A 26,879-nucleotide genomic window follows, 5' to 3' on the forward strand; every position below is an offset into this window, starting at 1 on the left:
CTCTGCGACTTAAAGTGAGTTTTAGTAGCTCTAAGTCTTGGCACTCTCCGCCAAATTAAAGAGGGATTGTCTCCAATAGAAGTGGTTCGATGTCTCAGCCATTGTCCATGAGATAAATATTCACACTGAGGATTTTCTGGAAAGTCATCGTTACAGGCATCAAAATCCGAATAACATTAGGTCTGTTCAAACAAGTTTTGTCCCTAACACTTAATGCGTAGCTCTCACCAGAACGCGTCCTGGTCTCTATCTTAAACAGGCGTTACCACCGGAGTCTGAGACACGGGATCTGCGTAAACGCTTGTGTCAATTTCGTAGACTGAGCTCACCAGGGAGGGGCTGACCACATCGTGTGGTGATCCCTCGGCAAAGATCGCTCCATCGCGCATGACGACGAGGTGGTCTGCGTAGCGGGAGGCCTGGGCGATGTCGTGGAGAACGACAACTACGGTGCGGCCCTGGCTGTTGAGCTGTTGGAGGAGATCCAGTGTCTCATACTGATAGCGGATATCCAGATAGCTGGTTGGCTCGTCCAGCATAATGTAGGGCGTATCCTGAGCCAGACACATAGCGATGAAGGCACGTTGGCGCTGACCGCCGGAAAGGTCTTTTAACGCCCGGTCCTTGAACGTGTAGAGCCCTGAGGTGTGCAAGGCCTCCTCAAGAATCTCAACATCCCGCCGGCTGCGAATACCCAGGAGTGATTGATGAGGCGCACGGCCATACCCGACAAGTTGCTCAACATTGATGCCAGTTGGAACCACAGGGCTTTGCGGCAAAAATGCAATCTGCCGTGCAACCGTTTTGGCAGGCAGGCGATGGATTGCTTCACCATCAACGGTGATGCTGCCGCTCTTTAACTTGTTGATCTGGCCGATGGTTTTCAGCAGTGTTGACTTACCGCAGCCGTTCGGGCCGATCAAAGCGGCATAGCTGCCTTTTTGAATGGTGAGATTGATGCTCTTGAGCATGAATTCTTCGTAACCGGAGGTGACGTTTGAAAGAACGATGCTCATGTGCTTTGTCCTTTTTGTGAGCGGCTCATGATCCAGATGAAGTAGGGAGCGCCCAGCATTGCACTCAAAATACCTGCGGAGACCTCAAGCGGCGGCGCAATAGCCCGTCCAACCGCGTCTGCCAGAACAACCAGAAGTGCCCCCACCAGAGCAGCAGTTGGCAGCAAAAGGCGATGTCGTCCCCCCACAAGAGAGCGGCTGATATGCGGTGACATCAAGCCGATAAAGCCAATCACACCAACCACGCCAACCGAGATACTGGCAAGCAGGGTTGCAACGCCCAACAACAAAAGGCGCATCTTATTTGTGCTTTGGCCTAGCCCGCGGGCGGTCTGATCTCCCAGTTGTTGCAGGTCCAGTTGATAGGAGAGCACCACAGTCAGACCCAAAAGGCCCACAAGTGGCATCCATATCGATTGCACATGCACCCACGTACGAGCCCATAGAGAGCCGGTGAGCCAGACAAGCGGGTTGGAGATTTCGAGTGTTGCGGCTGTCACCAGCAGATAATCAACACCTGCATCGCACACCATGCCAACGGCAATGCCAACCAGAGCCAGACGAGCAGGAGAGACTTGGCGCAGATGGGCTGCAAACAGCACAACCACCGCAGCAACAATTCCGCCTAGGGCCGCAGCAAAAGGAAGATAAGTGACAGGCACATTGGGCAGGAACATCACTGTGCCCAAAGCAGCCAGTGCAGCTCCTGAGTTGATGCCCATGATCTTGGGGCTGGCCAGCGGGTTGCGAATGATAGCCTGTACAATAACACCGGAAACAGCAAGGCTTGCCCCAGCCAGCAAGGCAATCAACACGCGGGGGAGCCGTGACTTCCAGATAATATAGGTCTGCTTTTGGCCATCCAGATCAAGCAGGCTGTTCAAAATCACATCCAGCGGGATGTTGACCGCGCCCACACCCAGACTGAGCATGCTGACAAAGGCGCAGGCAAACAACAGCAGCATTTGGACGCGAAAGGCTTTGGTGCTCCGGTGGCTTTTAAAATCTGTACGCCACTGTGCGCCGGAGGCCTCAGAGAGCATGCTCATCAGTCAATCTCCTTGGCCGTGATGGTCAGGTACAAAAAGTAGGGCGCGCCAATCAGGGCTGAAACCACACCCACCGCAGTTTCCTCCGGGAAGTTGATCAGCTTGGAAGCGCCATCAGCAACAAGCATCAAGGTGGCACCACACAGCATAACCGCGGGCACCAGTACACGATGGTCTGTGCTAAAGGCAGCGCGGCACACATGCGGAATGATGAGGCCAACAAACATCACTGGTCCGGCAACAGAAACGGAAACGCCGGTCAGGATTGCCGCGAGTAAAATACCGAAAAGCAACGTAAACCGCGGATCAGAGCCAAGCCCTTTTGAGGCTGCTTCACCAAGCGCCATCAAGTTAAGCTTATGCGACATGAAGAACGTCAGGAGGCCACCTGCCAGACACCAGACAAGCAGCGGCGTTGCCTGCTTCCAGCGCACATCTGCAATGTCGCCTGTGGTCCACTGGATCACGGAGAGGGCCAGCTCGTCATCCAGCGTAAAAGTGAACCGCACCAATGCAAACGCAAAAGCGCTGACTGCCACACCGGAAAGGATCAGGCGCAGCGCACTTAACGCGCCCTTGAGGCCACCTGCAAGCGTTAGAGTTAGACCACCGGCAAAGGCAGCACCCAGCACCGCCATGGTGTCGATGTTGAAGAGAACGAGCGAGGGGAACACCAGCCCGATGGCGATGCCCAGAGCTGCGCCCTGATTGATGCCAAGGATAGACGGAGAGGAAAGTGGATTGCGCGTTGTGGCTTGCAGCAAAAGCCCGGCAAGGCCGAGGTTCGCGCCAATCAATGCGGCAATGAGAGTGCGCGGAGCACGGATATCGCGCACAATGGAAAGGCTCTGCTCATCAAGTTGAGCAAAGACCGAATTCAGGATTTGGAGAAACCCGATATCTTGTCGGCCACCTGTGGCAAGGGATAACGCCGCTCCACCGAGCAGCGCCATCCCCATAAGGCTCCAGTACATGGCAGTGAGTGGCATGTGCGTGGCTTAGTTCTGAACTTGCTTCATAATGTTTTGCAGGTCATTGGCGGTCATTTCTGCTGCCACCATGCCGCGCAGACGAGACCACACATGCGCTTCCACGTAAAACACGCGGTTGTTTTTCACAGCGCTGATGTTCTCGTAAAGCGCTTCGCCTTTCCAGCCATCCGCAAAGGCTGGGTTTGCGTAGCGGCCCAGAATGAGAATGTCCGGGTTCACAGCAGAAAGCTGCTCCAGAGAGGTCTTCACGTAGTTAGATTCATAAACCGCACCCTTGGTTGGCTTCATGCCGCTGGCAAAGCCAAAGCCTTTCAACAAAGAGCCATTGTAGGAAACTGGGGAATGCAACCACAGACCCTTTGCGTTGGTCACACCAAACTGGATCTTGTAGTCGCCAGCCTTTTCAAACTGCGCGCCAATCTCAGCCATTTTGGCTTTATGCGCTTCAACGCGGGCTTTCATCTCATCTGCCTTGCCAACGGCAGCGCCAATCGCTTCCAGCTGCGCAACTGCAGAAGGGTAGTCACCACCCAGACTGTCAAAGACAACCGTCGGTGCAATTTCAGAAAGCGTGTCATAAGCGGCTGTATGCCGGGTCTTGTCGGCAATGATCAGGTCTGGACCTAAGGATGCAATCACTTCAAGGCTTGGTGTCTTACGGGTGCCAACAGAAACCCAGTCCTGCCCAATCTTATCCGTATAGGCGCTGATGATGCGCTCACGCTTCTTATCATCTGCCACACCCACAGGAGCAACGCCAACGGCAGCCAGCGCATCAACAAAGCTATATTCCAACACAACAATACGCTGAGGTTGATCAGGAACAGTGGTGGTTCCCAGCTCGTGTTTTACATCACGCGCGGACGCTCCAAAGGCAACAAGAGTTGAAAGGGCACCAGCGAAGGCGGCTGCGAAAAGATTGGTTTTCATCGGCTTGACTTCTCATAAGGACGGGCAATAGCAAAGGTTGTAGGGTGAGCTATTGTATACCTGATAATTATAGTCAAGTTTAAATAGGAGTTTTTACCTCATATTTATTCGATAACGCAAACATCCTGCAAATGCCTGCGCATAACCACTTAAGACGAAGGTTGTTCTGACAGCTCGTCCACTTCCATCTCCTTGGCAACTTCTTCATCAGCAAGAATAATCGTTTGCGGTGTGGCCGTGCGCGTTGGCGCAGAAGGCACAAACACACTCTTCTCGCTCTCAGCGACAGCAGAACGCTGTGTGAGGCGCCATAAGGTAAAGGCAAGAATAAGCGCATGGGCTGCAAACGTGGACATGAACAGGCCGATGGACCCGAAAACGCTCATCAATACGCCACCCAGAAATGGCCCAATCATGGACCCCACGCCAAGCATCAGCAACAAACCACCGCTGGTCTGCATCGCATCCCCCGCATCTGCATGGTCATTCGCGTGGGCAACCAGTACCGGGTAGAACGTGTAAATCGCAGCGCCAAAAATCACCGCTGAGGCAATGGCGATGTTGGCACTGCTGGTATCCGCAAACAGGAAGATGGAGTCCGCTGCCAAGGCAACCACCGCAATTGCAATCACAACATAGCGGCGGTCCGTGCGGTCTGAGATCATGCCGATTGGGACCTGCGCAAAGGCGCCAGCCAAAATGGAGGAACTCACAAACAACGTGATGCTGGCAATCGGCAGGCCAACTTTCCCGCCATATACCGCCGCCAACGTTCCAAAACTGCCGTTGGAAACGCCAGTCAGAACAACAGCAACCACGGCAACAGGAGAGTTACGCCACAGCCGCCTTATATCCAGTTTGACCTGTGCAAGGGGAGCCGGAGCAGGGGTGCGCGTGACAGCTGTCGGGATAAGCGCCACCACATAAAACATGGAGGCAATGACAAAGAACTCGAACCCATCAATCGGACCCATGGAAAGAACCACCTGCCCACCCGTGGTCGCAGCAAGGTTCACCATGGTGTAGGTGCCAAAAACAACCCCGCGGTTGCTTGGGTCAGAGCGCTCCGTCAACCAGCTTTCCACGATCATGGCCGCCCCGGCAAAGGCAAACCCTGCCACGGAGCGAAAGGCAATCCATGCAATGGGATCAACCATCAAGGAGGAAGCCAGAACTGACAAGCACGCCAAAGACGCCATCACACCAAAGGCCCGAATATGCCCCGCCCGCTGTACAATCTTCGGCACGCTTAAACAGCCAGTCACATACCCAATCGCCCAGCCCGTGCCCAACAGACCGAGAGAAAGAGAGGAGAAGCCCTCAAACGTACCTCTAAGCGGCAAATGCATACCGGTAACACCACCGGCAAAAAACAGGAAGGCAGAGCCCAAAAGCAAAGAGGCGATAGGAAGCAGAAACTGACGCATGACAACGACCCGGAAGCTGGGCAAGTATCCCCGAAAATACTTACCCCGAAAAACACCAGGAAGGATAAGAGCACAACTCCCCCAAAAACGCGACAGCTTTATACCTACCCCCCTGCTTGAGAACACCTTTTCACGAAACAGCGAGAACAATCACGGAAACTAGTAATGGAAAGCTGGAAGGAAGCGACTACCTTCTAAAACTCTGAAGCAAGGAAGGAAAATGGAAGTGTTCTGATTTTGTTGGCTTGAATAACGTCTTAGTTAAAGATCTCGTATCAGTAGGGAGATGTATAGAAATAGTGGGTATTTTAAATAGTTATTTATGCTCAGTGAATGCGGCGCAACTAACCTATTTCAATGAATTAATTTAATTTATTCACATAGGCTGATACCGAAAGAACACAGGGTACTGCGACTTGCCTGATAATCCAACCAGATACCGAATTGAACATGGAGATTCGAAAATATATTTGTTAGTTGTACCCACTGAAATTGCTATTTTTAAGAGAATTTAGGGATGCCTCGGGCTGCTGCTACGGGGCTGAACCTTTTTGGTGGTTATGGACACGGATTACATCAAGTCAGAGTTCGCTTCGGACAAAAGTATTTTTGCTCGGGTTAACATCGGATCAGTTTGGCTCGTTTTGGCAGTACTAACTGCGCATCTGGTGCTCTACACAGCGATATCAGCGATATTTGCTAGCAACCTGCCTTTGGATGCAATCGAGTCTTTGTATTGGGGCAGAGAATGGCAACTGGGGTACTTTAAGCACCCGCCAATGTCAGCTTGGATGATTGACGTTGTTGTAAGGCTCTTTGGGCGTTCAGATTGGATTGTTTTCGCTAGCTCTCAACTCTGCACCATCCTGGCGATTATTCCGGTCCTTTTCATCGTACATGAGCGATATGGAGCAAAAGCCTGCGGATATACTGTTCTTGCTGTTTTCCTGACGCACTTCACGACACTAACTTCTATCGAATACAACGTGAATATGGGCTTCCTGCCATTTTGGAGCTGGATGGTATTCACTTTTTTGAAGGCCGAAGAAAAAGATAGCCTTTTCTGGTGGGGCATGTTTGGGGTGGTGAGTGCTGGCGGTATGTACGGTAAGTACATTGCTGGTGTGTTTCTAATCAGCGCAACATTATGGGTCTTGCTTAGACGTCGAGATCTACTCTTACGGCCAGGGCCTTACCTCGCTGTAGCTATGTTTCTGATAGCAGTTACACCCCACGTACTCTGGCTAGTGGATACTGACTTTCTCCCAATTAAATATGCGATGAACCGTTCTGGTAGCGAAGGCACAGCGTGGTATCTGCATTTTGCGATGCCGATCAAGTATCTAATTGAGTTCATTTATTCAGTTGCTCCAATGTTACTTGCGCTTGCAATTGCTGCAGGGTGGCAACGGATGAAGTTAGCGTCGTTTGCTCGGGTTGGTGATCTCATCAACGACGTATGGTCAGATCCGTTCTTGTTTGCTGTTATAGGCCCCGTCATTGTAATTGCTGCAATCTCTCTGGGACTTGGTGCCGACATCAAGACTGCATGGTCAATCCCACTTGGTGTTGTGTTTGCGGGCCTTATTGGTGCTGCAGCCAATTCATTGGATGTCGGTCTAGGTTCTTTCAAACAGCGCTTCATAGCTTCGTGGACTATCCTGTACGGTCTGCTGGTACTGATTTATGTCGGCATATTCGTGTTTTCTCCAATGGTGAAAAGCAAGCCTGCTCGCATGCAGCATGATGGTCCGGCATTAACTCAGATCGTGGAAAAGTATTGGTACAACCACGAGGCTGAGCCTTTTGAGTACACCATTGGTAGTCGTTGGCCAGGAGGAACTGTGGCTTGGTATGCGTCTCAACGGGCATCACTCTTTGAAAAGGCAAGTCTTAAGTATTCCCCGTGGATTGACGAGAAAGATCTACAAACCAAAGGCGCGGTCTACGTCGACTACAAAGAACCTAAGACCAAGGTTGCTGGTATGTGTGTCACTGACCCGCAAAAAGTCCGTTGGCCAATGCCTGATGGTCGTGTCTACAAAAAACACCCTGAAGTTTGGATCGCCGTTTTGAAACCTGCATTAGGTTCAAATGCTGTGACATGTGAGGGAGAGTGACCATGAGTGAAAACACCCTCACACTTGCAGTGCCGGTATTTAACGAATCTGAGTCTTTGGAAGTCTTTCACCAACGTCTTGGAAAAGTTGCCGAGCAGCTCATTGATCAGTTCGCGTTAAATATCGAAATTCTTTACGTAGACGACGGCAGCTCTGACGGCAGTCCCATGATCATGAACCAGCTTCCAAGTGGCCGGTTCAGTGTGAAAACCGTTTGCTTTAGCCGCAACTTCGGCAAGGAAGCTGCGCTGGTGGCGGCAATAGAACGCTGTCAAAAAGGTGCGATTGTTTTTCTTGATAGTGATGGTCAACATCCACCTGAAATGTTGCCTGAGTTTGTTCGCCGCTGGAAAGAGGAAGGCAATGATGTTGTCTATGCGGTTCACAATAAACGGCAAGATCATCCGATCAAACAGAAGCTGGTTGGGATCTTTTATCGCTTGATAAATGCAGGGAGCAGGTTCGAGATTCCTGCAAATGCTGCTGACTACAAGCTGCTATCTCCTCGTGCTTTGGAAGCGTTGAAAGCTTGTCAGGAACGCATTCGTTTCTTTAAAGGCCTTTCTACTTGGATTGGCTTCAAGCAGAGTGCGATTGAGTATGAGCCAGAAGCGCGTATCTCAGGCACCACCAAGTGGAACTTCTTGAAACTTCTTAGTTTGTCGTCCGAAGGTGTTATCTCGTTCTCAACGGTGCCTTTGCGGGCGACGATGTTCCTGGGTGTAGCGATTGCTATTCCATCGTCTCTTTACGGTTTCTGGATCGTGTTATCTTCGCTTCTTCTCGGCAATGACGTACCTGGTTACTCATCCCTTTTCACCGCAACGGTCTTCTTAGGCGGACTTCAGCTGATCTTACTGGGGGTTGTTGGTGAGTACGTTGGACATATGCTGCGTGAAATTAAGCAGCGTCCGATTTACATCGTCGCAGAAGAACATAGCCGAAGCGCCAAAACAACCGAGGTGGCAAATGCGCTTGGTGGCTGATGATTACGCCTACACTTCGGAAATCAGCAAAAGCATTCTGTGGTTGCTGGAGAACGACAAGATTCAAGGCACCTCGTGCATGGTGGTCACAGATGCATGGCCACAGGACGTGACAGCCTTAAAGGCGCTGAGTGAGCAGAGGCCCGATATCCAGATCGGGCTTCATATCACGTTGACAGGGGACTGGCTTAAGCCATCATCCTCAGCTTTAGAATGGGCTGCGTTCCCAACAATGCCGCAGCTCTTGCTCAAATCGCACTTACGCAAGTTGAATACCTGTCAAATCGAGAAAGAGATTGCATCGCAGATTGAGAATTTTCAACGCGATTTCGGCCGTCTTCCCGATTTTGTAGATGGTCATGAGCATGTACATCTGTTCCCCCAAATCCGAAATGCATGCGTCAAGGCATTGCATGCTGCTGGGTTTAAAGGTTGGGTGCGTCAGTGCGGGGGGCCGTTAAAGGGTGTTCTGAAGCGGCCTCATCGTTTTAAGTCATTGTTCCTGAACTACCTAAGCTGGTTGTTTAAGAAACAAGCTGATCGTTATGACATTCGCTATAACAGGGATTTTGCAGGCATCTACGATTTTTCGATGAAAAGTGATTTTAGCGGCTTGCTGGAAACATGGCAGCAGACTGCGTCTCAGGATAGTGTTTGCATGTGCCACCCAGGGGTCGCGCATTCTATCTCAAATACTCCAGATCCAATTGCTCAATCACGAGAACGCGAAATGCGCATCCTGTCTGAAGCAACGCGATAACAATTGCTACGAAGGGGCGAGGTACAGCTTGCGACCCAAATCCTCACACCAACGCATTGAGCATTAGCCCCTGTTCAGGGTATTCAGGTGGTGTTGGCATCACTTTGGGTGATTCAGTGTGGTGAGAGGGTTGGGTGTGGTTTTATTTCGTCGGGCTTCAGAGTTTTCGTTAAGTCAGCTGCATCAGGTTATGGTTCTGGCGTTCTCCGATTATGTCATCCAGATGGATATGCCGCTCGCCGATTTTGAGCGGATGATTATGGCTCGAGGCTTTGACGCGGAGTTGTCCTGGGTGGCCACCGACAATGAGCAGTTGGTTGGCTTCTGGTTCATTGGCAAGCAAGGCGCTTATCCTGGCACCATCTACGCAGTCTCAACCGGAACTGTGCCACAGGCTCGAGGCAAGGGGATTGCGAGCAAGCTCTTTGCCAAAGTGGAAGAACACGCAGCTCGCCAAGGCTATCATCATGTCCAGCTGGAGGTGATCACCAGCAACACGGCAGCCGTAAAGGCCTACGAAAAGCTCGGCTTCCAAACGCAGCGCAACTTTCAGTGCTTCAGCCTGCACAAAGCAGCATTTGCTGAACGAGGCTTTGAGCGCACACCAGTATCTGCTGACTGGGCTGAGATCGAAACGAAAGCTGCTGAACTGTGGGAATGTGCACCCAGTTGGCAGAACACTGCGTTCGCAATCCGGGCATTGGCTGAGGGTGTTGCCACCTACAAGATTGAGCAGGATGGTCAGCTTGCGGCCTACATCGCGTTTACCCGGAAAACGGGCGCAGTCATGCAAATCGTTGTGGCTTCGGAATATCGCCGTCAGGGCCATGCCTCTGCGTTGCTCAAAGCTGCGTTTGACAGTGTGAACAAAGACGCGCTCACGTTCATTAATGTGGATGAAAGGGATGAGACCATCATGCAGGCCCTGTCAAAACTGGGGGCAACAAAAACACTGCAGCAATATGAGATGCATAGAGCATTGCAAACAAACACAGCTCATGGTCAAGAGAGCATGCTGACCACCCCCTAACTGGCAATTCTCATGACACAACTGCGCCGCTCTCTCTGGTTCTATCTCAGCTCGTTCATCGTGATCTATACGATGGTGCAGGTGGCTGTGACCGTACTGGTCTATCACTATGGCATCAAAGAAGCGGGCAATCTGTTCATTGAGCTCGGTTTGCCTGTGGTTTTGGTTAGCCTGATCTTTGTGCGCCGCGAACATAAGGCACCAACCGGTTCTGTGTACTGGGGCCTGTTTGTCGGCTCTCTCTCCGTCAGCATTCCCATTTCCATGATGGTGCGCAGCTATCTGCTGTCCGGCAGTGATTATGCTGGTGCGCTCAGCCCGGTCCCGTCCTTTGCGGGAGATGAGATGGGGCTCTTCTTCATCATTGATCTGGTGGTCCGCGCACTTGCGTTTGGCATCGGCTACGGGTTCTTCGCCCGACTGCTGTGTGATGCACAAAACCGCTCGAAAGAGCCGAAGTAACTCTCCTGAACCACACAAATCCTGAAAATCAGTGGCTGGCGGAACCATCCTCCGGCCTGCTTTGCTGTCTGCATCCACTGCGTGTTTCCGAAAAAGAACCCGCGGTCGTTGGAGGGCGAACAGGCCTGGGAAAAGCCTGAAGCTGCTTGGTGATCCTGACGCTAAGAGACGCTGCATTATGAGAATTTTTGCATAAATGTCATTTGCTTTGCACTTGCTAACACGAGTTAGCAGGTGTAGTTAGCAGGAGAGAAGAACAATCGCGAGTCGAAAGGGGAGGCCGCGTATGAAACAGACATGTTACGCTGGCATTGATGTCGGTTCTGCAAGTGCACGTGTAGGACTGTTCAATGAAAATGGAGAGCGGCTGGCCTTCGCAGTCTGGCCCATCAAGCAGTTCCATGGGCGTACCAATTTCGTAGAACAGTCCTCCGCAGACATCTGGCAGCAGATTTGCGCGGCTATGAAAGAAGCGATGGCCAAGGCAAACGTGTCCGCAGACGAGATCCGCTCGTTGGGCGTGGACGCCACCTGTTCGCTTGTGGCTGTCGCGCAGGGGGGCAAACCTGTCTCAGTCGCTGAAAATGGTGACACTGATCAGGATATCATCATGTGGATGGACCATCGGGCTGCCGAGGAAACGGCGCTGATCAACGCCACAGGTGATGAGGCACTCAAATATGTGGGCGGTGAAGTCTCCATTGAAATGGAACTGCCGAAAATCCTCTGGCTCAAAACTCATTATCCAGATCGTTACACCAACACAGTCCGCTTCTTTGATCTGGCCGACTATCTGGTCTGGAGAGCAACGGGGGCGGATGCCGCCAGCACCTGTACGTTGACCTGCAAATGGAACTATCTGGCACATGAAGGCCGCTTTGCGGAGGATATGCTGCAAGCCGTTGGCCTGCATGATCTGCCGGAAAAAGTACCGGAAAAGGTACTGGATCTGGGGCAAGCCGCAGGCGGTCTGTCAGAGCAAGCTGCAAAGGATCTCGGCCTCAATGCAGGAACACCGGTTGCTGCTGGCATCATTGATGCGCATGCAGGCGGTCTGGCGCTTATTGGGGCTGAACCGGACGGCGGTCTTGCCATCATCAGCGGCACTTCAAACTGCCACATGATCGTCAACGAGAAACCAGTCATGGTGCCGGGCGTCTGGGGGCCGTACTGGGGTGCCATGCTGCCGGGGTATTGGCTGGGCGAGGGCGGGCAGAGCGCAGCTGGCTCTCTGGTGGAATGGACCATCCGGCAATCTGACGCCTATGACGAGCTCAAAGCCGAAGCTGCCAAACAAGGCATGCACGAGATCGCACTCCTCAACAACTGGGTGCTGGATCTGGAGGCGCGGGAAGCAAACCCGACCCGCTGCCTTCATGTCCTCTCTGACCATCATGGCAACCGCTCGCCGCGTGCCAATCCGCATGCAAAGGGCGTTGTCTCCGGCCTGACGCTGGAAACAGGCCGGGATGCACTGGCCCGCCTTTATCTGGCAACACTGCAATCCATCGCTTATGGCACGCGCCATATCATCGAGGAAATGACGAAGGCCGGACACAGCATAACCAAGCTGTTCATGTGCGGCGGAGCCACTAAAAATCCGCTCTGGCTCAGAGAATATGCCAACATCACGGGACGTGAAATTCAGCTGGCGGAAGAAGACGATGCCGTCACGCTGGGCGCTGCCATTCTGGGTGCTGTTGCCTGCGGAGACTTCAAAGACATTCCATCAGCCAGCGCAAAGCTGGTGCGTGTTGGTGGTCTCATCAAGCCGGTGCGCAGCACCGCAGAGTTCCACACTGCCAAATATCAGGTCTACCTCAATCTTTACGACAACCATCAGCACCACAAGGCGCTCATGGAAAAAGCCATTTAATTATCAAAACAAGTTCAGGAGGACACCACGTGCTCAACCTGCCACAGGCCCCTGCGCCTATCTGTGTAGCGGACAAGGAAATCCTTGTTGTCACCAATGCCGACCTTCGTGAAAGTGCCAACGTCGCTTGTTGGCCAACCTTTGAGGATTATGCGCAGCGGTTGGAAAATGCGCTGACCGCACAAGGCTTCAAGATGAAGCGTGCCCATGAGTATGATGCAGCGCGCGGTCACGGTTTTATTTCTTCGCAAAAAGAAGGCTCGGAGCTGTTTGCGCGGATTGATCCGGAAGCCCCGCTCATCGTGTTGCTCACTGCATGGCAGTACTCACACCACATCGCTCCATCGCTTGCCAAGCACAAAGGGCCAATCCTGCTGCTTGCCAACTTTGATGGCACATGGCCGGGTCTCGTCGGCATGCTCTGTATGGCAGGGTCTTTGACGAGCCTTGGCGTAGACTATTCCCGTCTGTGGTCCCAGTCGTTTGAGGACGAGTTCTTCAACTCAAGCCTCGCCTCATGGCTAAAGGACGGCAAACTCAATCATGACACCTCCTACCTGCAAGATGTCTCCGCCAACCATGCGGTTTTGCAAACCTCAGCTGGTCAGGCAGGGCAACAGGTTGGCGAGTACATCCTCAAGAACAAAGCCATCCTTGGTCTGTTCGATACCTTCTGCATGGGCATGATGAACGGCTACTTCCCGGTCAAAGCTCTCACAGATATCGGCATGCCGCTGGAAAGCCTCTCCCAGTCCGCCCTTCTGGTCGAAATGGAGAAAGTGCCTCAGTCTCTGCGTGAGGAATGCCTAAAGTTCTACGAGGACCGGGGCATGACCTTCCAGTTCGGCAGCGATGATGCAACTGAGCTGACCCGCGAGCAGGTGCTGGAACAATGCGCTATGATGATCGCCATGGCCCGCTTCACCACGAGCTTCGGCCTCTCTGCCGTTGGTGTGCAGTATCAGCAAGGCCTGAAAGACAGCTGCGCAGCCTCAGACTTCGCCGAGGGGGCAATCGGTTCAACAGTGCGCTTCCCGATCCCGGACGAAGACGGGTCCATCATCTGGGAAGGCAAACCAATCCCATGCATCAACGAAGTGGACATGGGCACCGCCATTCCGCAAACCATGATGTGGCGCCTGCTGGATGCCATGGGCCTGCCAGCGGAAACCACCCTGCATGATGTGCGCTGGGGCAGTGAGTATGAAGGCACCTTCTATTGGGACTTCGAAATCTCCGGCTCCGTTCCCTTTGAACATCTCAAAGGCGGCGTTGCAGGCGCAACAGGCTATCGCCAGCCAGCCATGTACTTCCCCAAAGGCGGTTCCAGTATTGCAGGCCAGTGTAAGGCAGGAGCATTCTTCTGGGCGCGGGCGCATTATGAGGGCACACAGGTCATTATGCACGTCGGCACAGGCCATGCGGTTGAATTGCCGGAAGACGAGTTCGAGCGTCGCCGCAAAGCCACCACCTATGAGTGGCCATTAATGAATTGCACGCTGGATGGTGTTGGACGTGACGATCTGATGGCAGGGCACCAGTCCAACCACATCACGGTGGCTTATGTGCCGGAAGACAAGCTGCGCGATGTGCTTCAGGCATTCGTGGCTCAGGCACTCACACAGGGCATTAATGTCAAAATCGCAGGCTCTGCGAAGGACATGCTCTGAGCCTTTGAAAATGAGTTTGAGCATCGCGTGGTGCTCAAACTCACGCAAATGCCGCGGGATATCCACGGACACCAGCCCGCACCTGCCATATTCTACTTGGCAATTTGAGGAAGGCTGACTACCACTCGACATTCAAGCGTATTTGTGAGGCATGCTGAATGCACTTCGCAAAAGGATATACGCCGGAGCAATGGGTTAGAGCGTACTCTGCGACCGCAAGCAAGCGAGGAGGGGCTCTGAAGAAATCAGGGCGAGAAACGACGCAATGGCCAAAAAGCCGGATGAAATTGCAAAGGCGCTCGGCGTCTCCATCACCACAGTGCGACTGGTGCTGGGCGGCAAGGCAGAAAAGTACCGCATCAGCAAAGCCACCCAGGCCCGCATTCGTGAATATGTGGAAGAACATGGCGTTAAGTTCGACCTGACCGCCCGCAGCCTCAAGCTCAAACGCACCAACACCTTTGGCCTGATCATCCCGCGCCTTGCCAACCCATTCTTCGCCAAACTCTCTGAAGAGCTGGAACACCGGTGCCGCGAAACCGGCTATCAGCTCATCATCAGTTGCTCCAACTCAGATGAGGAGACGGAGAAGGAGCTGGCAAACGGTCTTGTTCAGCGCAATGTGGATGGCCTGTTTGTGGTCTCGTCCACCTCCGGCAGCCAGCAGCATCTGGGCAACACCATCACCAAACCTATGGTGTTTCTGGATCGTGATTACGGCAACACCGATGCCCCCGTTATCACCTCAAGCAACTTCGAGGGTGCAAAAGATCTGACTGCAGCCATTGCAAAGGCCGCGGGGAATGAACCGGTCTACTTCCTGATCGGCGGCAGCAATCAACCCACCATCATCGAGCGTGCACGTGGATATCTGGATGTTATGCCAGAAAACGCAGGCGATGACTGGACACTCCAGTCGGCCCGCAACCGCACGCAGGATGGCGAGCAGATGATGCAGACCCTTTGGGACAAGCTCGGCACTGCCCCACAAAACCTGATGGCATCCTCTTTGCCGGTTCTGGAGGGAGCTTTAGCAGTCCTGCGCGAGAGGCTCGGGCACATCCCGGCCCAGCTACGCCTTGCCACCTTTGATGACGACAAGATGCTGTCCTTCCTGCCTAATGAGATCTGGTCAATCAAGCAGCAGGAACCTGAATGGGCCGAAGCCGCATTGCAGGCCATGACCCAGACCATGAGCAGCGAGCAGCCACACAGCAAAACCATTGCGACCCGCCTGATCCACCGGCCCAAAGATCAGTAATCTGTCACTATTTGTGGCGGAAATACGGCAGAGAATTATACCTCTGAAAACCATAGAACCGGAAGAAGGTGCTCATTCCGCTGCGTAACCGTTATATTCCTTAGGTATGTAGTGCAGGCAAATGCGCTAGTCTGTCTGCGGCTATGGTACTCTTTGGAGACGAACTCGGGCTTATCCCTGAAATGCACACCGGATTTCGACAGATGGATACGCGCGAAAACAAATAGTTAGAGCATTGCCGGATGCCCTGACCAGCTGGGAGCATGTAGATGGATACTATTGGGCCAATCCAAAATCGCATAAGTCGTTTCTTTATTGATGTCGATGACCGAAATTGGGCGTCTGTCGAAGCTGCGATGACTGGCCTTGTTCATCTGGACTATTCCTCCTTCGGGGCAGGGGAACCCGTTGACCTGACGCCGGAAGCGATCACAACCGCATGGAAAGAGCTGCTGCCCGGTTTTGATCAGACCCATCACCAGATCGGCAATGCACTTGTTGAATCCAAAGAGCAAAAAGCCACAGTCAAAGTCCATGCCACTGCCACCCACTTTATTGATGGAGCAGAAGGCGGCGACATATGGGTGGTCTATGGCACCTACCACATCGCATTGGTGCATGAGGGCGGGGCTTGGAAAATCAGCAGCATCCAGTTCAACTTCAAGTTCCAGGATGGCAATATGGATCTGCCGGTGATCGCGCAGGCCCGTGCCAATGAAAAAGCCGAGTAACCAGCAATAGCATTTTTAGTCTGGGCGAATGCCCGCAGGCCGCATATAACAGCAGGTGCGATACTGCCGTAACTGGCGTGATAGGACCTGCTTATGCTGCTGAACTTGCTTTCCAAATGCACCTTAGGGGCTGCTCTCCTCATCGCGCTGGGCGCAGCCACAGCACAGGCTCAGGACAAATCCAGTAAGTCCGAAAAGTTCTTTCCCGGCATCATTGGAGAGGACAATCGCGAAATCATCGACAGCTGGGATAAACCTTGGAACGCCATTGGCCGGGTGAATGTCGCCGGGTTCCGTTCCCGCTCCATGTGCTCCGGTACGCTGATCTCGGATCGAATGGTCATCACAGCAGCTCATTGCCTTTACAACGTCCGCACCGGCAAAGCGCACGTTCCCTCCAAAATCAACTTCGTGGCCGGGGTGCGCCGGGATAAGTTCATCGCACACACCACAGCTGCCTGCACCTACTTGCTGGGTGACTACACCTTCACCACCCGCCCGACGTTGAAGCATGCCGCAACCGATGTTGGCGTAGTCATACTCTCAAAACCGCTGGACGTGCCGCCGATGTCGGTGATCAGTAAATCGCCGGAAGTCACCCAAAACCTCGACCTCACCAGCGCCGGATATGCGCGGGATCGTCCGTTTTTGCTAGCTGCCGATAAAAACTGCAAACTGCTGAAAGACCGAGGCAACCTCTGGCTCACGAGCTGCGACACCAACTACGGCGGCTCCGGCGGTCCGGTGATGGTGGACGAAGGCGGAGAACTCAAACTCACCGCCATCATGGTCGCCTCCGCCCAAAACAAATTCTCCATCGCAGTGCCAAAGAATGTCTGGTCCCACCTGCTTGAGAAATCCACCTGCGAGGGAAGCTAAGCAGCAACCCGCTCCGCCAGATACTGCTCCCGCACATCAATGATACAGCGTTGTCTCGACGACTGACTTACCTCGTGTGGAGCGAACTCGGATTCCACACCGTCGAGAAAATCCACCGTTTGCCTTAGCAACTCAAGCTTCTCGCCTGAGAAGTGGTGAGGTTCAGTCTCCGTCATGGTCTCAACGTACCGCACACCAGCCTGTTTCTGGAAGATTGTATCCGGTTGGCCATCACGGGTGCAGATGCCATAGGTGCCGTTGAGAAAGTGCCCCCATGTGCGCTCCTCCAGATCCCCGTCAAACGCACTCAGCACCTCAGGGTAGGACGCATGCAAGCGAGTTCCCAGCTCTCCGGAAAGAAAAGTCTCCTTGGCATTACGAAAACGGGAGAGGAAGAATGCTTTGGCGGCCTGTTCCTGTGTCAGGCCAAAACACTGTAAATCCTCAAACCAGCGCCGATGGCTCTTCAGGTGGAAACGATAAAGCTCCCGTTCCTGATGCTGACCGAGGAATGAAACACACAGCGAGCTGTTGGTGAACAGATAAGAGGCCGCTGGCATCACCCGCCGCTCCAGCAGGCTCTGCCAGTCTGCGGAGGAAAGGCCAAGCAGATCCAGAAATACCTGTTCCTCATAAAACTCTGAATAAAGATAGTTGAGCAGCATAATCATACCTCGCAGCAAAAAACGAACTGTGACGATGAATAACCTGAAATATTAGAAGGATGCTTCCATGCTGGTCGAACTAAAGCGTATTCCCGAAAAAGTTCAGCGAAGGGCTGGCATTGCTTCATTACATTCTGTAAGACCCAATCCGACAAAAGTTTCAGCAGATTTTGCGCGTGTCAGGTGTTCCTTGCTGCGGACGGCCATAAGCCGGAAAGAACATCTTAGAACTTTGCGCCAGATGGATACCCTCAAATCTGCACTATTTGAATACGCAGGAGTTTGCCTGCAAAAGGAGGCTCTATGAGCACAGCAGGCACGGAAGCCTATAAGGCACGCCGCACATTCGCGATCATCTCTCACCCGGATGCCGGTAAAACCACACTGACCGAGAAGCTGCTTCTGGGCGGTGGTGCGATCCGTGCTGCGGGACAGGTGCGTGCGCGTGGTGAGCGCCGCCGCGCCCGCTCTGACTGGATGAAGATTGAACAGGAACGCGGTATCTCCGTATCATCCTCCGTGATGACGTTTGAGCGCGATGGCATCCTCTTCAACCTGCTCGATACACCGGGCCACGAAGACTTTTCTGAAGACACCTATCGTACACTAACCGCTGTTGACGCAGCCATCATGGTGATTGACGCTGCAAAGGGTATTGAAACCCAGACCCGCAAACTGTTTGAAGTTTGCCGCCTGCGCGATATTCCAATCATCACTTTCGTCAACAAAATCGACCGTGAAGGTCGTCACCCAATGGAAGTCATTGACGAGATTCAAGAGGCACTGGCCCTTGATGTAACGCCAATGAGCTGGCCTGTTGGTATGGGCTCTGACTTCTTTGGTGTTTACGATCATATCGGCAACCGCTTCTTCACCTCCACTGAGGGCCGTGGTGGTGCTCTGGATACCATCAAAGATGTTAAAGGTCTGGAAGACCCTGAGTTGGTTGGTGAACTGTTCGACAACATCCGCGAAGAACTGGAAGAAAACGTGGAACTGGGCGGCGCAGGTTACCCTGAGTTCGATCACGAAAGCTTCCTGGAAGGGCATCTGACCCCAGTCTTCTTCGGTTCTGCTCTGCGCGATTACGGTATCGACCAGATCCTCGATTTCATCGCCGCGTATGCACCGCCTCCACATTCTCAGCCAGCAACGGGTGGCCGCACCATCAAGCCGGAAGAGAAAAAGGTAACAGGCTTCGTGTTTAAGGTTCAGGCCAATATGGACCCCAAACACCGTGACCGCATCGCGTTCGTACGCCTGTGCTCCGGTACATTCAAACGCGGCATGAAGCTTAAACATGTGCGTGCTGGCAAGCCAATCACCGTGTCCGCCCCAATCTTCTTCTTTGCAGAAGAGCGTGAGATCGCAGAAAAAGCCTATCCGGGCGACGTGATCGGCGTGCCAAACCATGGCCAGCTGCGTGTGGGAGATACCCTGTCAGAAGGCGAAGAAATCCACGTCACCGGCCTGCCAGCCTTCGCGCCTGAAATTCTGCGCCGTGTACGCCTGACAGACACCATGCGCGTTAAACAGATGCGCCGTGGCTTGGAAGATCTGGCAGAAGAAGGTCTGGTACAGATCTTCAAACCAGCCATTGGCACCAACTGGATTGTCGGTGTTGTGGGTGTGCTTCAGCTGGACGTTGTGGTGGATCGCCTCAAAGCGGAATACCAGACAGAAATCGGCTTCGAGACCGCCATGTACAACACAGCGCGCTGGATCGAGTGTGAAGACAAGCTCAAGCTTGATAAGTTCCTTGAGACCAACCGCGCCCATGTGGCACTGGACCGGGACGACAAGCCTGTTTACCTCTTCAAAAACGCTTGGGAAGTAAGCTATATCGGTGAAAAGAACTCTGATATCGGCTTCCGCGAAACCCGCGAAATCGTGCATACGTCTTAAGCTTATCTCCGAAAAGCGGTTTGGACTAGAATACGCCTAGAAACAAAGCCTTGGGCTCGGCGCGTGACTTGAGTGAACGCGACAGGCTCCAGGGCAGCAAGGATAAGAATAAGATGAAAGATCCAGCTCTCGATACATTGCTGCTGCCATTTGAAGACGGTCTGCTCAATTTCTTCGAAGAAGGTGCCGCCGATCAAAAGGCACTCTTCCTGCGTGCCCGCATGGGCTTTGCCATGAATGGCATCGCCAAAGACCGCCTGATCTGCCAGCAGACCTTCGCACCAGACAGAGACAATCTGGAACGCGCTGGCTTCACAGTTGCACCGGAAGTTGACGGCCAGTACCCGCTCGTCATGCTGCTGCCACCGCGCCAGCGTGATGAAGCCCGCGCCCTCATGGCAAAGGCTGTAAAGTCCGCAGTAGAGGGCGGCCTTGTTGTCGTCAGCGCCTCCAACACAGAAGGCGCCAAGACTGCTGAAAGCGATCTCACCAAACTGGCAGGCAATACCGGCAAAGTCTCCAAGAACAAATGCCGTGTGTTCTGGGCAGAAATTACATCAGAAAACGTGAACCACGAGCTGGTGGAAGAATGGTCTAAGCTGGATGCACCGCGCGAAATCATGGAGGGCGAGTTTGTCAGCCGTCCAGGCGTGTTCGCATGGGACCATCTGGACAAAGCCTCTCAGCTTCTTGTCGCAACACTGCCAGAAAAACTGGCGGGCCGCGGCGCTGATCTGGGCTGTGGTTTTGGCTACCTGACCCGTGAAGTTGCCAAACGCGAAAAGGTCAAAGCTATTGATCTTTATGAGGCTGAAAAGCGCGCGCTGGACTTGGCTGAGCAGAACCTGAAGGGTAAGACCGGAGAGGTCGCGCTGGACTTCATCTGGCAGGATGCCACCAAAAAGCTGGCACGCACCTACGACTTCATCTTCACCAACCCGCCATTCCATGCAGGTGGCAAGCAGGACAGAGCGGATATCGGGCAGGAATTTATCAAGTCCGCCGCCCGTGGCTTGCGTCCATCCGGTCATCTCTGGCTGGTCGCCAACCGACACCTGCCATATGAAGCAACGCTGGATAAGGTGTTCGCCTCCTACGAGATCATGGCAGACCAGAACGGCTACAAAGTTATCCGCGCCATCAAGGCGAATAAGTAAGTAAAGCGCGCGTACGCCCGAAAAGTGGGTGCCGGTTTTCGAATAAGCGTACGCGTTAAACATGTACGCCCGAAAAGTGGGTACCGGTTTTCGGATAAGCGTACGCGGCAACAGAACCGAAGGTTCGAAAAATGAGACTTGTAAAGCTATTGGCAAATCTGGGATATGGCAGCCGCAAAGAGATGCAGGCCGCCATCCGCAATGGTTGGGTCACTGATAAGGATGGCAACCCAATTAAAGCCGATAGCAAGCTGTCTCATGAAGATATCCTGTTTGATGACGAGCCGCTGGACCCGCCAGAGGGCTCCGTCATCCTGCTCAACAAACCGCTGGGTTATACCTGTTCCATGAAGGATCGCGGACGTCTGGTGTTTGATTTGCTACCAGACCGCTACCGCGTCCGCAAACCAGCTCTGTCCTTTGTGGGCAGACTGGACAAGGACACCACAGGCCTGTTGCTGTTCACTGATGACGGCAAACTCTTGCACCAGATCATCTCACCCAAGGCAGATGCCGCAAAGATCTATGAGGTTGAACTCGACCGCCCGATGACAGGCGGGGAAGCGGATCAGTTTGCATCCGGTGAAATGATGCTGGAGAACGAGACCAAGCCGCTCAAACCAGCAGAACTGGAAGTCCTGAGCGAGACAACAGCCCGCCTCACACTCCACGAAGGCCGCTACCACCAGGTCCGCCGCATGTTCGCCGCCACCGGCAACCACGTAAACAAACTCCACCGCGCCCAACTCGGCAATCTCACCCTTGACGGCGTGGAAGAGGGGAGCTGGAAACTGCTCTCACAAGACGACATCGACAAGATCTTTGGTTAAACGCAGATCTGTGTAAGTATCAAATTACATTAGTTACTCATGGTTCTGTTGAAAGCTAAAAAGACTAAAAACAGCCAATGAAATGCTCCCTCCAGTAACTGCGTGAACCACGTAAATAACTATATAATTAAATATGGTGGGATCATCCAATATATGTTTATTGAGTGGGTAGTAACCGCCATAATAAAATGGAAATAGAAATCCAATAATAGAAGCAATAGCGGCTGTTATTATTGATTTATTGTTAAAGTCATAAATTTTGCGAAAGTTACACTTTGCGGAAACTATTGGAATAGCTACGGTCATAAAGAAAAACCACAAGGCAAAAAATATAAAAGCATATTGTTCAATAAACGGCATTGGATCAGGTGAGATGACTAAAAGGTATTGGGCAACCACGTAGGCGCAAGGTGGTATGAAAATGATACCTATGATACTCGCATATTGTAACCTTGTTTCCCACTTATTCATTTCTTGCTTTGCTTCCATGTACCAATATCAAAGCTGATCATTGCAGCCCACTAACACTGCCCTTCAGCATCCTTTTGTATCTGTGACGGGTGTCAATCCAACTGCCCCCAAAGGGTGCATTTACGCATAATGATTATCAGCAGCAGCACCAATAAACAATCTTGAGTTGTGCCGAAATCCTCGACTAAAGCGAGGTCGTTTCACCGCCCAGCCTTCTCCCGCACCATGTCCAGATGCGCCTGGATCTTTTCCTCATACGCCCATGTGGAGAGCAGGTTGCCGAGCAGTTTTTGGTTGGGTGCGCGCAGGCAGACCATGTAAAGCTGGGTGTCCAGCGCCGCCATCCACACCAGCGGAACCCACAGTGACCAGCAGGCCACCTCAGCCAGCACATATCCGCCGGACTGCACAATGACCCAGTTTGTTACCCAGTAAATCCCGATGGCATAGAAGATCGTCAGCGCGCTCATCAAAACACCCGCAAGCAGCCCCCAATAAAGCCCCTTGCGTGCGCACAGCAGCAAAGACAGGTAGACGCCCCACATCCTGAACACGGTCAGGAGGCGATAGAAAAACAAGCGCCTGAATATCCAGCCGAAGACCATGAACCGCTCGCAAACAGCCAACACCGCCAAACCCTAAGGCGGCGCCCCTTAACTCCGCGATAAACCGCAGGCGCAGTTTGACGGCAACCCGCTTACCAATCACAGGGGCTTAAGAAAGAGGCCGTACCGGAATGCAGATCACCGCGGGCTGTGGCCCCGTCTCACCGGTCATGGAAGGATACAGCTGGAAGCAGGGGATGTTCTCCGGCTCGTACCCACTCAAAGGCAACCACGTGCCATACATATATTCCCACGCCGCCTGTGACTGATCATGGGTGATCACAAAGTGCCCGCAGGCATAGCGCCCGCCGCCAACCACCATCTTGCCCACTTCGCCCTCAACATCCGCTGGCCCGCGCAGGGTCAGGCAGGAGCTGAAACGCATCTGCTCCACATCGGTCACCTGCGGATCATCGTGGAACAGGCACATCATCTCCGCCCCATGCATCAGCCCGCGCGGTCCGGCCCACGCCATCAGCGCGCCAAACGCCTCGCCAAAAATCTCGGGCCGTTCCTGAAAGTTGCCCGTCCGGCGCACATAAGCCACCGTGCGCGGCTCCAGTTTGCACACCTCCACCTTGTCCGCAACCAGCCCGCTTGCAGGCCGTTCCAGCACCATGGTCTCACCAGCAAACGCCTCAACGGACGCAGTCGCATCCCGCCGCCACTGGCTGGCGGACATGCCAAACCGTGCCTGAAACGAGCGCGCAAAGGTGGAGGGTGAGGCAAAGCCCATATCCAGCGCCGCATCGGTAATGGAGATGCTGGCATTCTGCTTCAGCCGCCGCGCGGCCTTTTCAACCCGCACCCGGCTGGTGAACTGATTGACCGTTTCTCCGGTCATGGCCTTGAAGATACGGTGAAAGTGATAGGGAGAAAAACACGCCGCATCGGCAATCTGGGCAAGGGAGAGATCCTCGCAGATGTTCTGCTCAATATAATCCATCGCCCGGTTAATCCGCTGCGTATAGATGTTCTTCTGCAAAGCTTCATGCCGCATTATCTGCCTCCCATACTCGGCAGAAGCTTACAACATCCCGCGCAAAAGAGGAGCCGGAATTTAGGGAGGGGAAGGGGCAAAACATCAAGGGCACAGCTCTGTTAAAACGAAACACCGCCCAAGCTTAAGCGGTCATCGTGCGCCATTCTTTGCAATTCTTGCTATGTTTGCATCCCACATGCCACAGCCTGAAAAGGCGCTGGCCTGCGAAGGGATGACAGCTCCGCAGACCAGCAGGGCACCCTTGGCGGCAATGCGGGGTGTATGCGCGTTCCGCCTCCGGCACCACAGCGGCTGGCACACGAGGCGCCAAACGCTCAAGCACAGTCGGTCTGCACAGGCGCATCGCGGCAAAACACCCGCCACGGGCACCTATGCGGCCATCAAAAAAGCCGATTGCCTGAGATGATCAGGAACCGGCTTTGTCTGGAAACAGCACTGTTTTGGTTATGGGCTGCGGCTGGTCGACCTGCTCCAGGCCGTATTCCCGAAACCTGCTTTTGGGCATGGGAGAGGAATACGCATCAATAATCTGTCCGCAGCTTTTTTGAAGAGCTTCCAAGCGGTCGCGGAAGGCATAATGCAAAGTGAACAAAGCATCCCGTTCACTGCTGTCCTGCATCCTCTCGCTCAGCAACAGCTGCTGCATATAAGCAAGGTTCTGCAAATCAGATGCAGCGACGAGCACTTCGTCTATTTCATTTTGGAAAGTATTTGTGGTGCCACAGGCACATGCGGAACTGGTCATTTCAATGCCCCTTGTATTTGGCAGTTGAAGGACCGCGCGGCAGTCAAGTTTGTGATGACCCACTGGCGAGCGGGAGGTTCACAACCTGATACAAGGCAGGCAGGTTTATTCCTTCCCGAAGGAAGTGTTGTATTCACCGTCCTCCCGCTCATAGCAAAGGGTTTGCGCCCCTTCAGAAAAAAGGCACAAAAAATCCGCCAGTTACGGGAGCGGTAGCCGCTTGTATTGAGGTTGTGAAGCCTCACACATGAATGTGGAATGAAACACCGCCCATGTCAAATCGGTAATTTGGACAAGGGGTGTGGATTGGTGGAAATGGAGGAAGTATTTCAACCGGAGATTGGGGAGACAGATTGCTATCTGTCATCAGATATCGACCCCCACCATCCGTCATCCCGCACTCAATGCGGGACCCAGAGCCACCCCACCACAACTCACCATCTCAGTACTGGATACCGGATCTCCACTCCGCTCCGTCCGGCATGACGGCGAAGAGAGGCACTAGCACAAGCCTCCCCCCACCGGTGTCTTCCCGGTCTCCGAGCTGGGATCCATGTAAGTTGGTCAAGCTGATTGCATTTCCGATCCGATACCTTGCATGCCAAAGTGCCCTATTGCGATTACACTTTATGATGGTAATTTTTATCAATATATTTATTTAATTGTATCTTTGGAGCGTAGTGTGACGAAGTATCTTCTTGTCATTGATGAGAGTGGAGAAGCCGGCATCGCAAGGTTTCGTTCAGCGGACGGGGCAGGCCATGGAGCATCTCCATACATGTCATTAGGGGCAGCTCTGATTCCTTGCTCGCGTATCGATAAATTCCGAGAAGAGTTAGAGCGCATCAAGGCTGCGCTAAAAGTCAAAGACCTGCATTGTCGTGACTTAAATCACCCAAAGAAGGTCTATCTTGCGCGACAAATCTCTCAGCTAGTTATCCAATGCTTCGGCGTTCTATCATACAAGCCTACATTAAAGAGTTATGCGGAGAGCATCGAAACAAATGCTCACATGTTCTATAATAAATGCTGCAAGTACTTGTTGGAACGAGTTGGTGAAGCACTCATAGAGCATGGTATTTCGAGTGAAAATGTTCAGATTATCTTTGAAGAAGGTAACTTTGAATATGAAAAGCTAAAGAACTTTGTTCGAGCATGTCAAAGAAAGCCACTTCATGAAAACGCTAAATTTTTGAAGGCTATCGATCCAGATCAGATAAGTGCAGTGGCTAAAGAAGACGAGAGTTTATTGCAGATTGCTGATTTAGTGGCTCATGCACTGTTTTCGACCGTAAATAAATCGAGGCAGAATTTCAAAATCCCTGAGAGCCGATACCTGTATGAGTTAAGGCATCGGTTCTATGCAGATGAAGATGGTTTGATAATGAATAAAGGCATCAAGCTAATTCACAAAATTGCGGACCTAGGCCTCGATCCTGATATCGCTGAGTTTTACCAAACACTCAATAGTAAGAAATAGATCGATTTTTCAACTGTCTCAGCATATGCCGCCCTAGATCCCGGCTCGGAGGCCGGGAAGACGTCTGTGGGGAGATGGCGTTGCTGCGGAGATAGCTGGCAACGTCATGAAGTGGTGGCGAGGTGATGGGGCAATGGCAGTTCCCCCATGCCGTCATCCCGCACAAGCGCAGCGCGATGCGGGACCCAGAGCGGCGAGGTCAAGTCTCTCGGTACCTTCTCCTTGAAATGACCCGCCAGATTGGAAGCGGCTTTGTGTTGTTTCCAAACCAGCCTCAGCACATGCCGCCCTAGGTCCCGGCTCGAGGGCCGGGATGACGTCGGTGGGGAGGTGGGGTTGCTGCGGAGATAGCTGGCAACGTCATGATGTGGTGGCGAGGTGATGGGGCAATGGCAGTTCCCCCATGCCGTCATCCCGCACAAGCGCAGCGCGATGCGGGACCCAGAGGGGTGAGGTAGAGCCTCTCGGTATCTTCGCCTTGAAATGACGCATCAGATTGAAAGCGACTTTGTGTTGTTTCCAAACCAGCCTCAGCACATGCCGCCCTAGGTCCCGGCTCGGGGGCCGGGAAGACGTCGGTAGGGAGGTGAGGTGATGGAGTGATGGCAGCTCCCTCATGCCGTCATCCCGTACAAGCGCAGCGCGATGCGGGACCCAGAGCGGCGAGGTCAAGCCTCTCGGTATCTTCGCCTTGAAATGACGCATCAGATTGGAAGCGGCCTTGTGTAGTTGCCAAACCATCCTCAGCACATGCCGCCCTAGATCCCGGCTCGGGGTGTACATACCGGAGACATAGGTGACAGGTGTTCGGAGAGATGGTTGACACATT

25 protein-coding genes are annotated in these 26,879 nt (G+C 53.0%); 14 read left to right on the forward strand and 11 right to left on the reverse strand.

The window, feature by feature from the left end; genetic code table 11:
• Window positions 1–251 precede the first annotated feature (251 nt).
• The 5 genes from PsW64_RS23225 to PsW64_RS23245 form a co-directional block, all read right to left on the reverse strand.
• Entirely contained in the window at window positions 252–1,016 is a 765-nt protein-coding gene (locus tag PsW64_RS23225; RefSeq protein WP_063305153.1) for an ABC transporter ATP-binding protein, read from the reverse strand.
• Window positions 1,013–2,065: a FecCD family ABC transporter permease gene (locus tag PsW64_RS23230; protein ID WP_063305154.1), complete on the reverse strand. Its 1,053-nt coding sequence runs from the start codon at window positions 2,063–2,065 to the stop codon at window positions 1,013–1,015. The genes PsW64_RS23225 and PsW64_RS23230 overlap by 4 nt, the downstream gene beginning before the upstream one ends.
• Window positions 2,065–3,054, reverse strand: a complete 990-nt coding sequence (locus PsW64_RS23235; protein ID WP_082831202.1) for a FecCD family ABC transporter permease — start codon at window positions 3,052–3,054, stop codon at window positions 2,065–2,067. Before PsW64_RS23235 ends, PsW64_RS23230 begins: the two co-directional genes overlap by 1 nt.
• Before the next feature lie 9 nt (window positions 3,055–3,063).
• Window positions 3,064–3,987 (reverse strand): ABC transporter substrate-binding protein, encoded by a 924-nt coding sequence (locus PsW64_RS23240; protein ID WP_063305155.1) that lies wholly within the window; start codon window positions 3,985–3,987, stop codon window positions 3,064–3,066.
• A 149-nt stretch (window positions 3,988–4,136) separates the two neighbouring features.
• A complete protein-coding gene (locus PsW64_RS23245) occupies window positions 4,137–5,414 on the reverse strand; it encodes an MFS transporter (protein WP_063293301.1) in 1,278 nt (425 codons plus the stop codon).
• A gap of 560 nt (window positions 5,415–5,974) precedes the next feature.
• Between PsW64_RS23245 and PsW64_RS23250 the strand changes: the two genes are divergently transcribed.
• The 10 genes from PsW64_RS23250 to PsW64_RS23295 all read left to right on the forward strand — a co-directional run bounded on the left by PsW64_RS23250 (window position 5,975) and on the right by PsW64_RS23295 (window position 17,189).
• Window positions 5,975–7,534, forward strand: a complete 1,560-nt coding sequence (locus PsW64_RS23250) for a glycosyltransferase family 39 protein (protein WP_063305156.1) — start codon at window positions 5,975–5,977, stop codon at window positions 7,532–7,534.
• 2 nt (window positions 7,535–7,536) lie between these two features.
• Window positions 7,537–8,520 (forward strand): glycosyltransferase family 2 protein, encoded by a 984-nt coding sequence (locus PsW64_RS23255; protein WP_057462806.1) that lies wholly within the window; start codon window positions 7,537–7,539, stop codon window positions 8,518–8,520.
• On the forward strand, window positions 8,504–9,280 hold the full coding sequence (locus PsW64_RS23260; protein ID WP_063305157.1) for a ChbG/HpnK family deacetylase: 777 nt from the start codon (window positions 8,504–8,506) through the stop codon (window positions 9,278–9,280). The genes PsW64_RS23255 and PsW64_RS23260 overlap by 17 nt, the downstream gene beginning before the upstream one ends.
• A gap of 136 nt (window positions 9,281–9,416) precedes the next feature.
• Window positions 9,417–10,310 carry a GNAT family N-acetyltransferase gene (locus PsW64_RS23265; protein ID WP_208980984.1) on the forward strand — a complete coding sequence of 298 codons (894 nt, stop codon included), beginning with the start codon at window positions 9,417–9,419 and terminating at the stop codon, window positions 10,308–10,310.
• 12 nt (window positions 10,311–10,322) lie between these two features.
• Complete coding sequence (locus PsW64_RS23270; RefSeq protein ID WP_057462804.1) at window positions 10,323–10,772, forward strand: ABZJ_00895 family protein; 450 nt, start codon at window positions 10,323–10,325, stop codon at window positions 10,770–10,772.
• Window positions 10,773–11,058: 286 nt separating this feature from the next.
• Window positions 11,059–12,648 (forward strand): FGGY-family carbohydrate kinase, encoded by a 1,590-nt coding sequence (locus tag PsW64_RS23275; RefSeq protein WP_063305159.1) that lies wholly within the window; start codon window positions 11,059–11,061, stop codon window positions 12,646–12,648.
• Window positions 12,649–12,677: 29 nt separating this feature from the next.
• Window positions 12,678–14,318, forward strand: coding sequence for a signal transduction protein (locus PsW64_RS23280; protein ID WP_063305160.1), 1,641 nt, complete (start codon window positions 12,678–12,680; stop codon window positions 14,316–14,318).
• Window positions 14,319–14,583: 265 nt separating this feature from the next.
• Window positions 14,584–15,579, forward strand: a complete 996-nt coding sequence (locus PsW64_RS23285) for a LacI family DNA-binding transcriptional regulator (protein WP_063305161.1) — start codon at window positions 14,584–14,586, stop codon at window positions 15,577–15,579.
• A 269-nt stretch (window positions 15,580–15,848) separates the two neighbouring features.
• Entirely contained in the window at window positions 15,849–16,310 is a 462-nt protein-coding gene (locus tag PsW64_RS23290) for a nuclear transport factor 2 family protein (protein ID WP_082831203.1), read from the forward strand.
• A 93-nt stretch (window positions 16,311–16,403) separates the two neighbouring features.
• Window positions 16,404–17,189, forward strand: coding sequence for a trypsin-like serine peptidase (locus tag PsW64_RS23295; protein WP_063305162.1), 786 nt, complete (start codon window positions 16,404–16,406; stop codon window positions 17,187–17,189).
• On the opposite strand, the gene PsW64_RS23300 is transcribed toward PsW64_RS23295, so the two are convergent.
• Window positions 17,186–17,854 carry a DUF6058 family natural product biosynthesis protein gene (locus PsW64_RS23300; RefSeq protein WP_063305163.1) on the reverse strand — a complete coding sequence of 223 codons (669 nt, stop codon included), beginning with the start codon at window positions 17,852–17,854 and terminating at the stop codon, window positions 17,186–17,188. The genes PsW64_RS23295 and PsW64_RS23300 overlap by 4 nt on opposite strands.
• 303 nt (window positions 17,855–18,157) lie before the next feature.
• Between PsW64_RS23300 and PsW64_RS23305 the strand changes: the two genes are divergently transcribed.
• The 3 genes from PsW64_RS23305 (at window position 18,158) to PsW64_RS23315 (ending at window position 21,746) form a co-directional block, all read left to right on the forward strand.
• Entirely contained in the window at window positions 18,158–19,759 is a 1,602-nt protein-coding gene (locus PsW64_RS23305; protein WP_063305164.1) for a peptide chain release factor 3, read from the forward strand.
• A 113-nt stretch (window positions 19,760–19,872) separates the two neighbouring features.
• Window positions 19,873–20,916 carry a class I SAM-dependent methyltransferase gene (locus PsW64_RS23310; RefSeq protein ID WP_063305165.1) on the forward strand — a complete coding sequence of 348 codons (1,044 nt, stop codon included), beginning with the start codon at window positions 19,873–19,875 and terminating at the stop codon, window positions 20,914–20,916.
• A gap of 131 nt (window positions 20,917–21,047) precedes the next feature.
• A complete protein-coding gene (locus tag PsW64_RS23315) occupies window positions 21,048–21,746 on the forward strand; it encodes a pseudouridine synthase (protein ID WP_063305166.1) in 699 nt (232 codons plus the stop codon).
• A 33-nt stretch (window positions 21,747–21,779) separates the two neighbouring features.
• On the opposite strand, the gene PsW64_RS23320 is transcribed toward PsW64_RS23315, so the two are convergent.
• From PsW64_RS23320 to PsW64_RS23340, 4 genes are all read right to left on the reverse strand, one after another.
• A complete protein-coding gene (locus tag PsW64_RS23320) occupies window positions 21,780–22,235 on the reverse strand; it encodes a hypothetical protein (RefSeq protein ID WP_063295710.1) in 456 nt (151 codons plus the stop codon).
• Window positions 22,236–22,417: 182 nt separating this feature from the next.
• Window positions 22,418–22,822 carry a hypothetical protein gene (locus PsW64_RS23325; RefSeq protein WP_063305186.1) on the reverse strand — a complete coding sequence of 135 codons (405 nt, stop codon included), beginning with the start codon at window positions 22,820–22,822 and terminating at the stop codon, window positions 22,418–22,420.
• Window positions 22,823–22,931: 109 nt separating this feature from the next.
• Complete coding sequence (locus PsW64_RS23330; protein ID WP_063305167.1) at window positions 22,932–23,822, reverse strand: AraC family transcriptional regulator; 891 nt, start codon at window positions 23,820–23,822, stop codon at window positions 22,932–22,934.
• 409 nt (window positions 23,823–24,231) lie between these two features.
• The gene (locus tag PsW64_RS23340) at window positions 24,232–24,570 is read right to left on the reverse strand and encodes a hypothetical protein (RefSeq protein ID WP_063305169.1); all 339 of its coding nucleotides are present in this window, start codon (window positions 24,568–24,570) and stop codon (window positions 24,232–24,234) included.
• Between the two features lie 682 nt (window positions 24,571–25,252).
• On the opposite strand from PsW64_RS23340, the gene PsW64_RS23345 reads away from it, so the two are divergent.
• Entirely contained in the window at window positions 25,253–26,050 is a 798-nt protein-coding gene (locus tag PsW64_RS23345; protein ID WP_193757853.1) for a DUF3800 domain-containing protein, read from the forward strand.
• Between the two features lie 360 nt (window positions 26,051–26,410).
• Here PsW64_RS23345 and PsW64_RS27445 read toward each other — a convergent pair.
• Window positions 26,411–26,879, reverse strand: a 469-nt coding sequence (locus PsW64_RS27445; protein WP_206599574.1) for a hypothetical protein, incomplete at its 5' end; no start/stop codon positions are given.

The organism is Pseudovibrio sp. W64, from assembly GCF_001623145.1.
Lineage (GTDB): Bacteria > Pseudomonadota > Alphaproteobacteria > Rhizobiales > Stappiaceae > Pseudovibrio.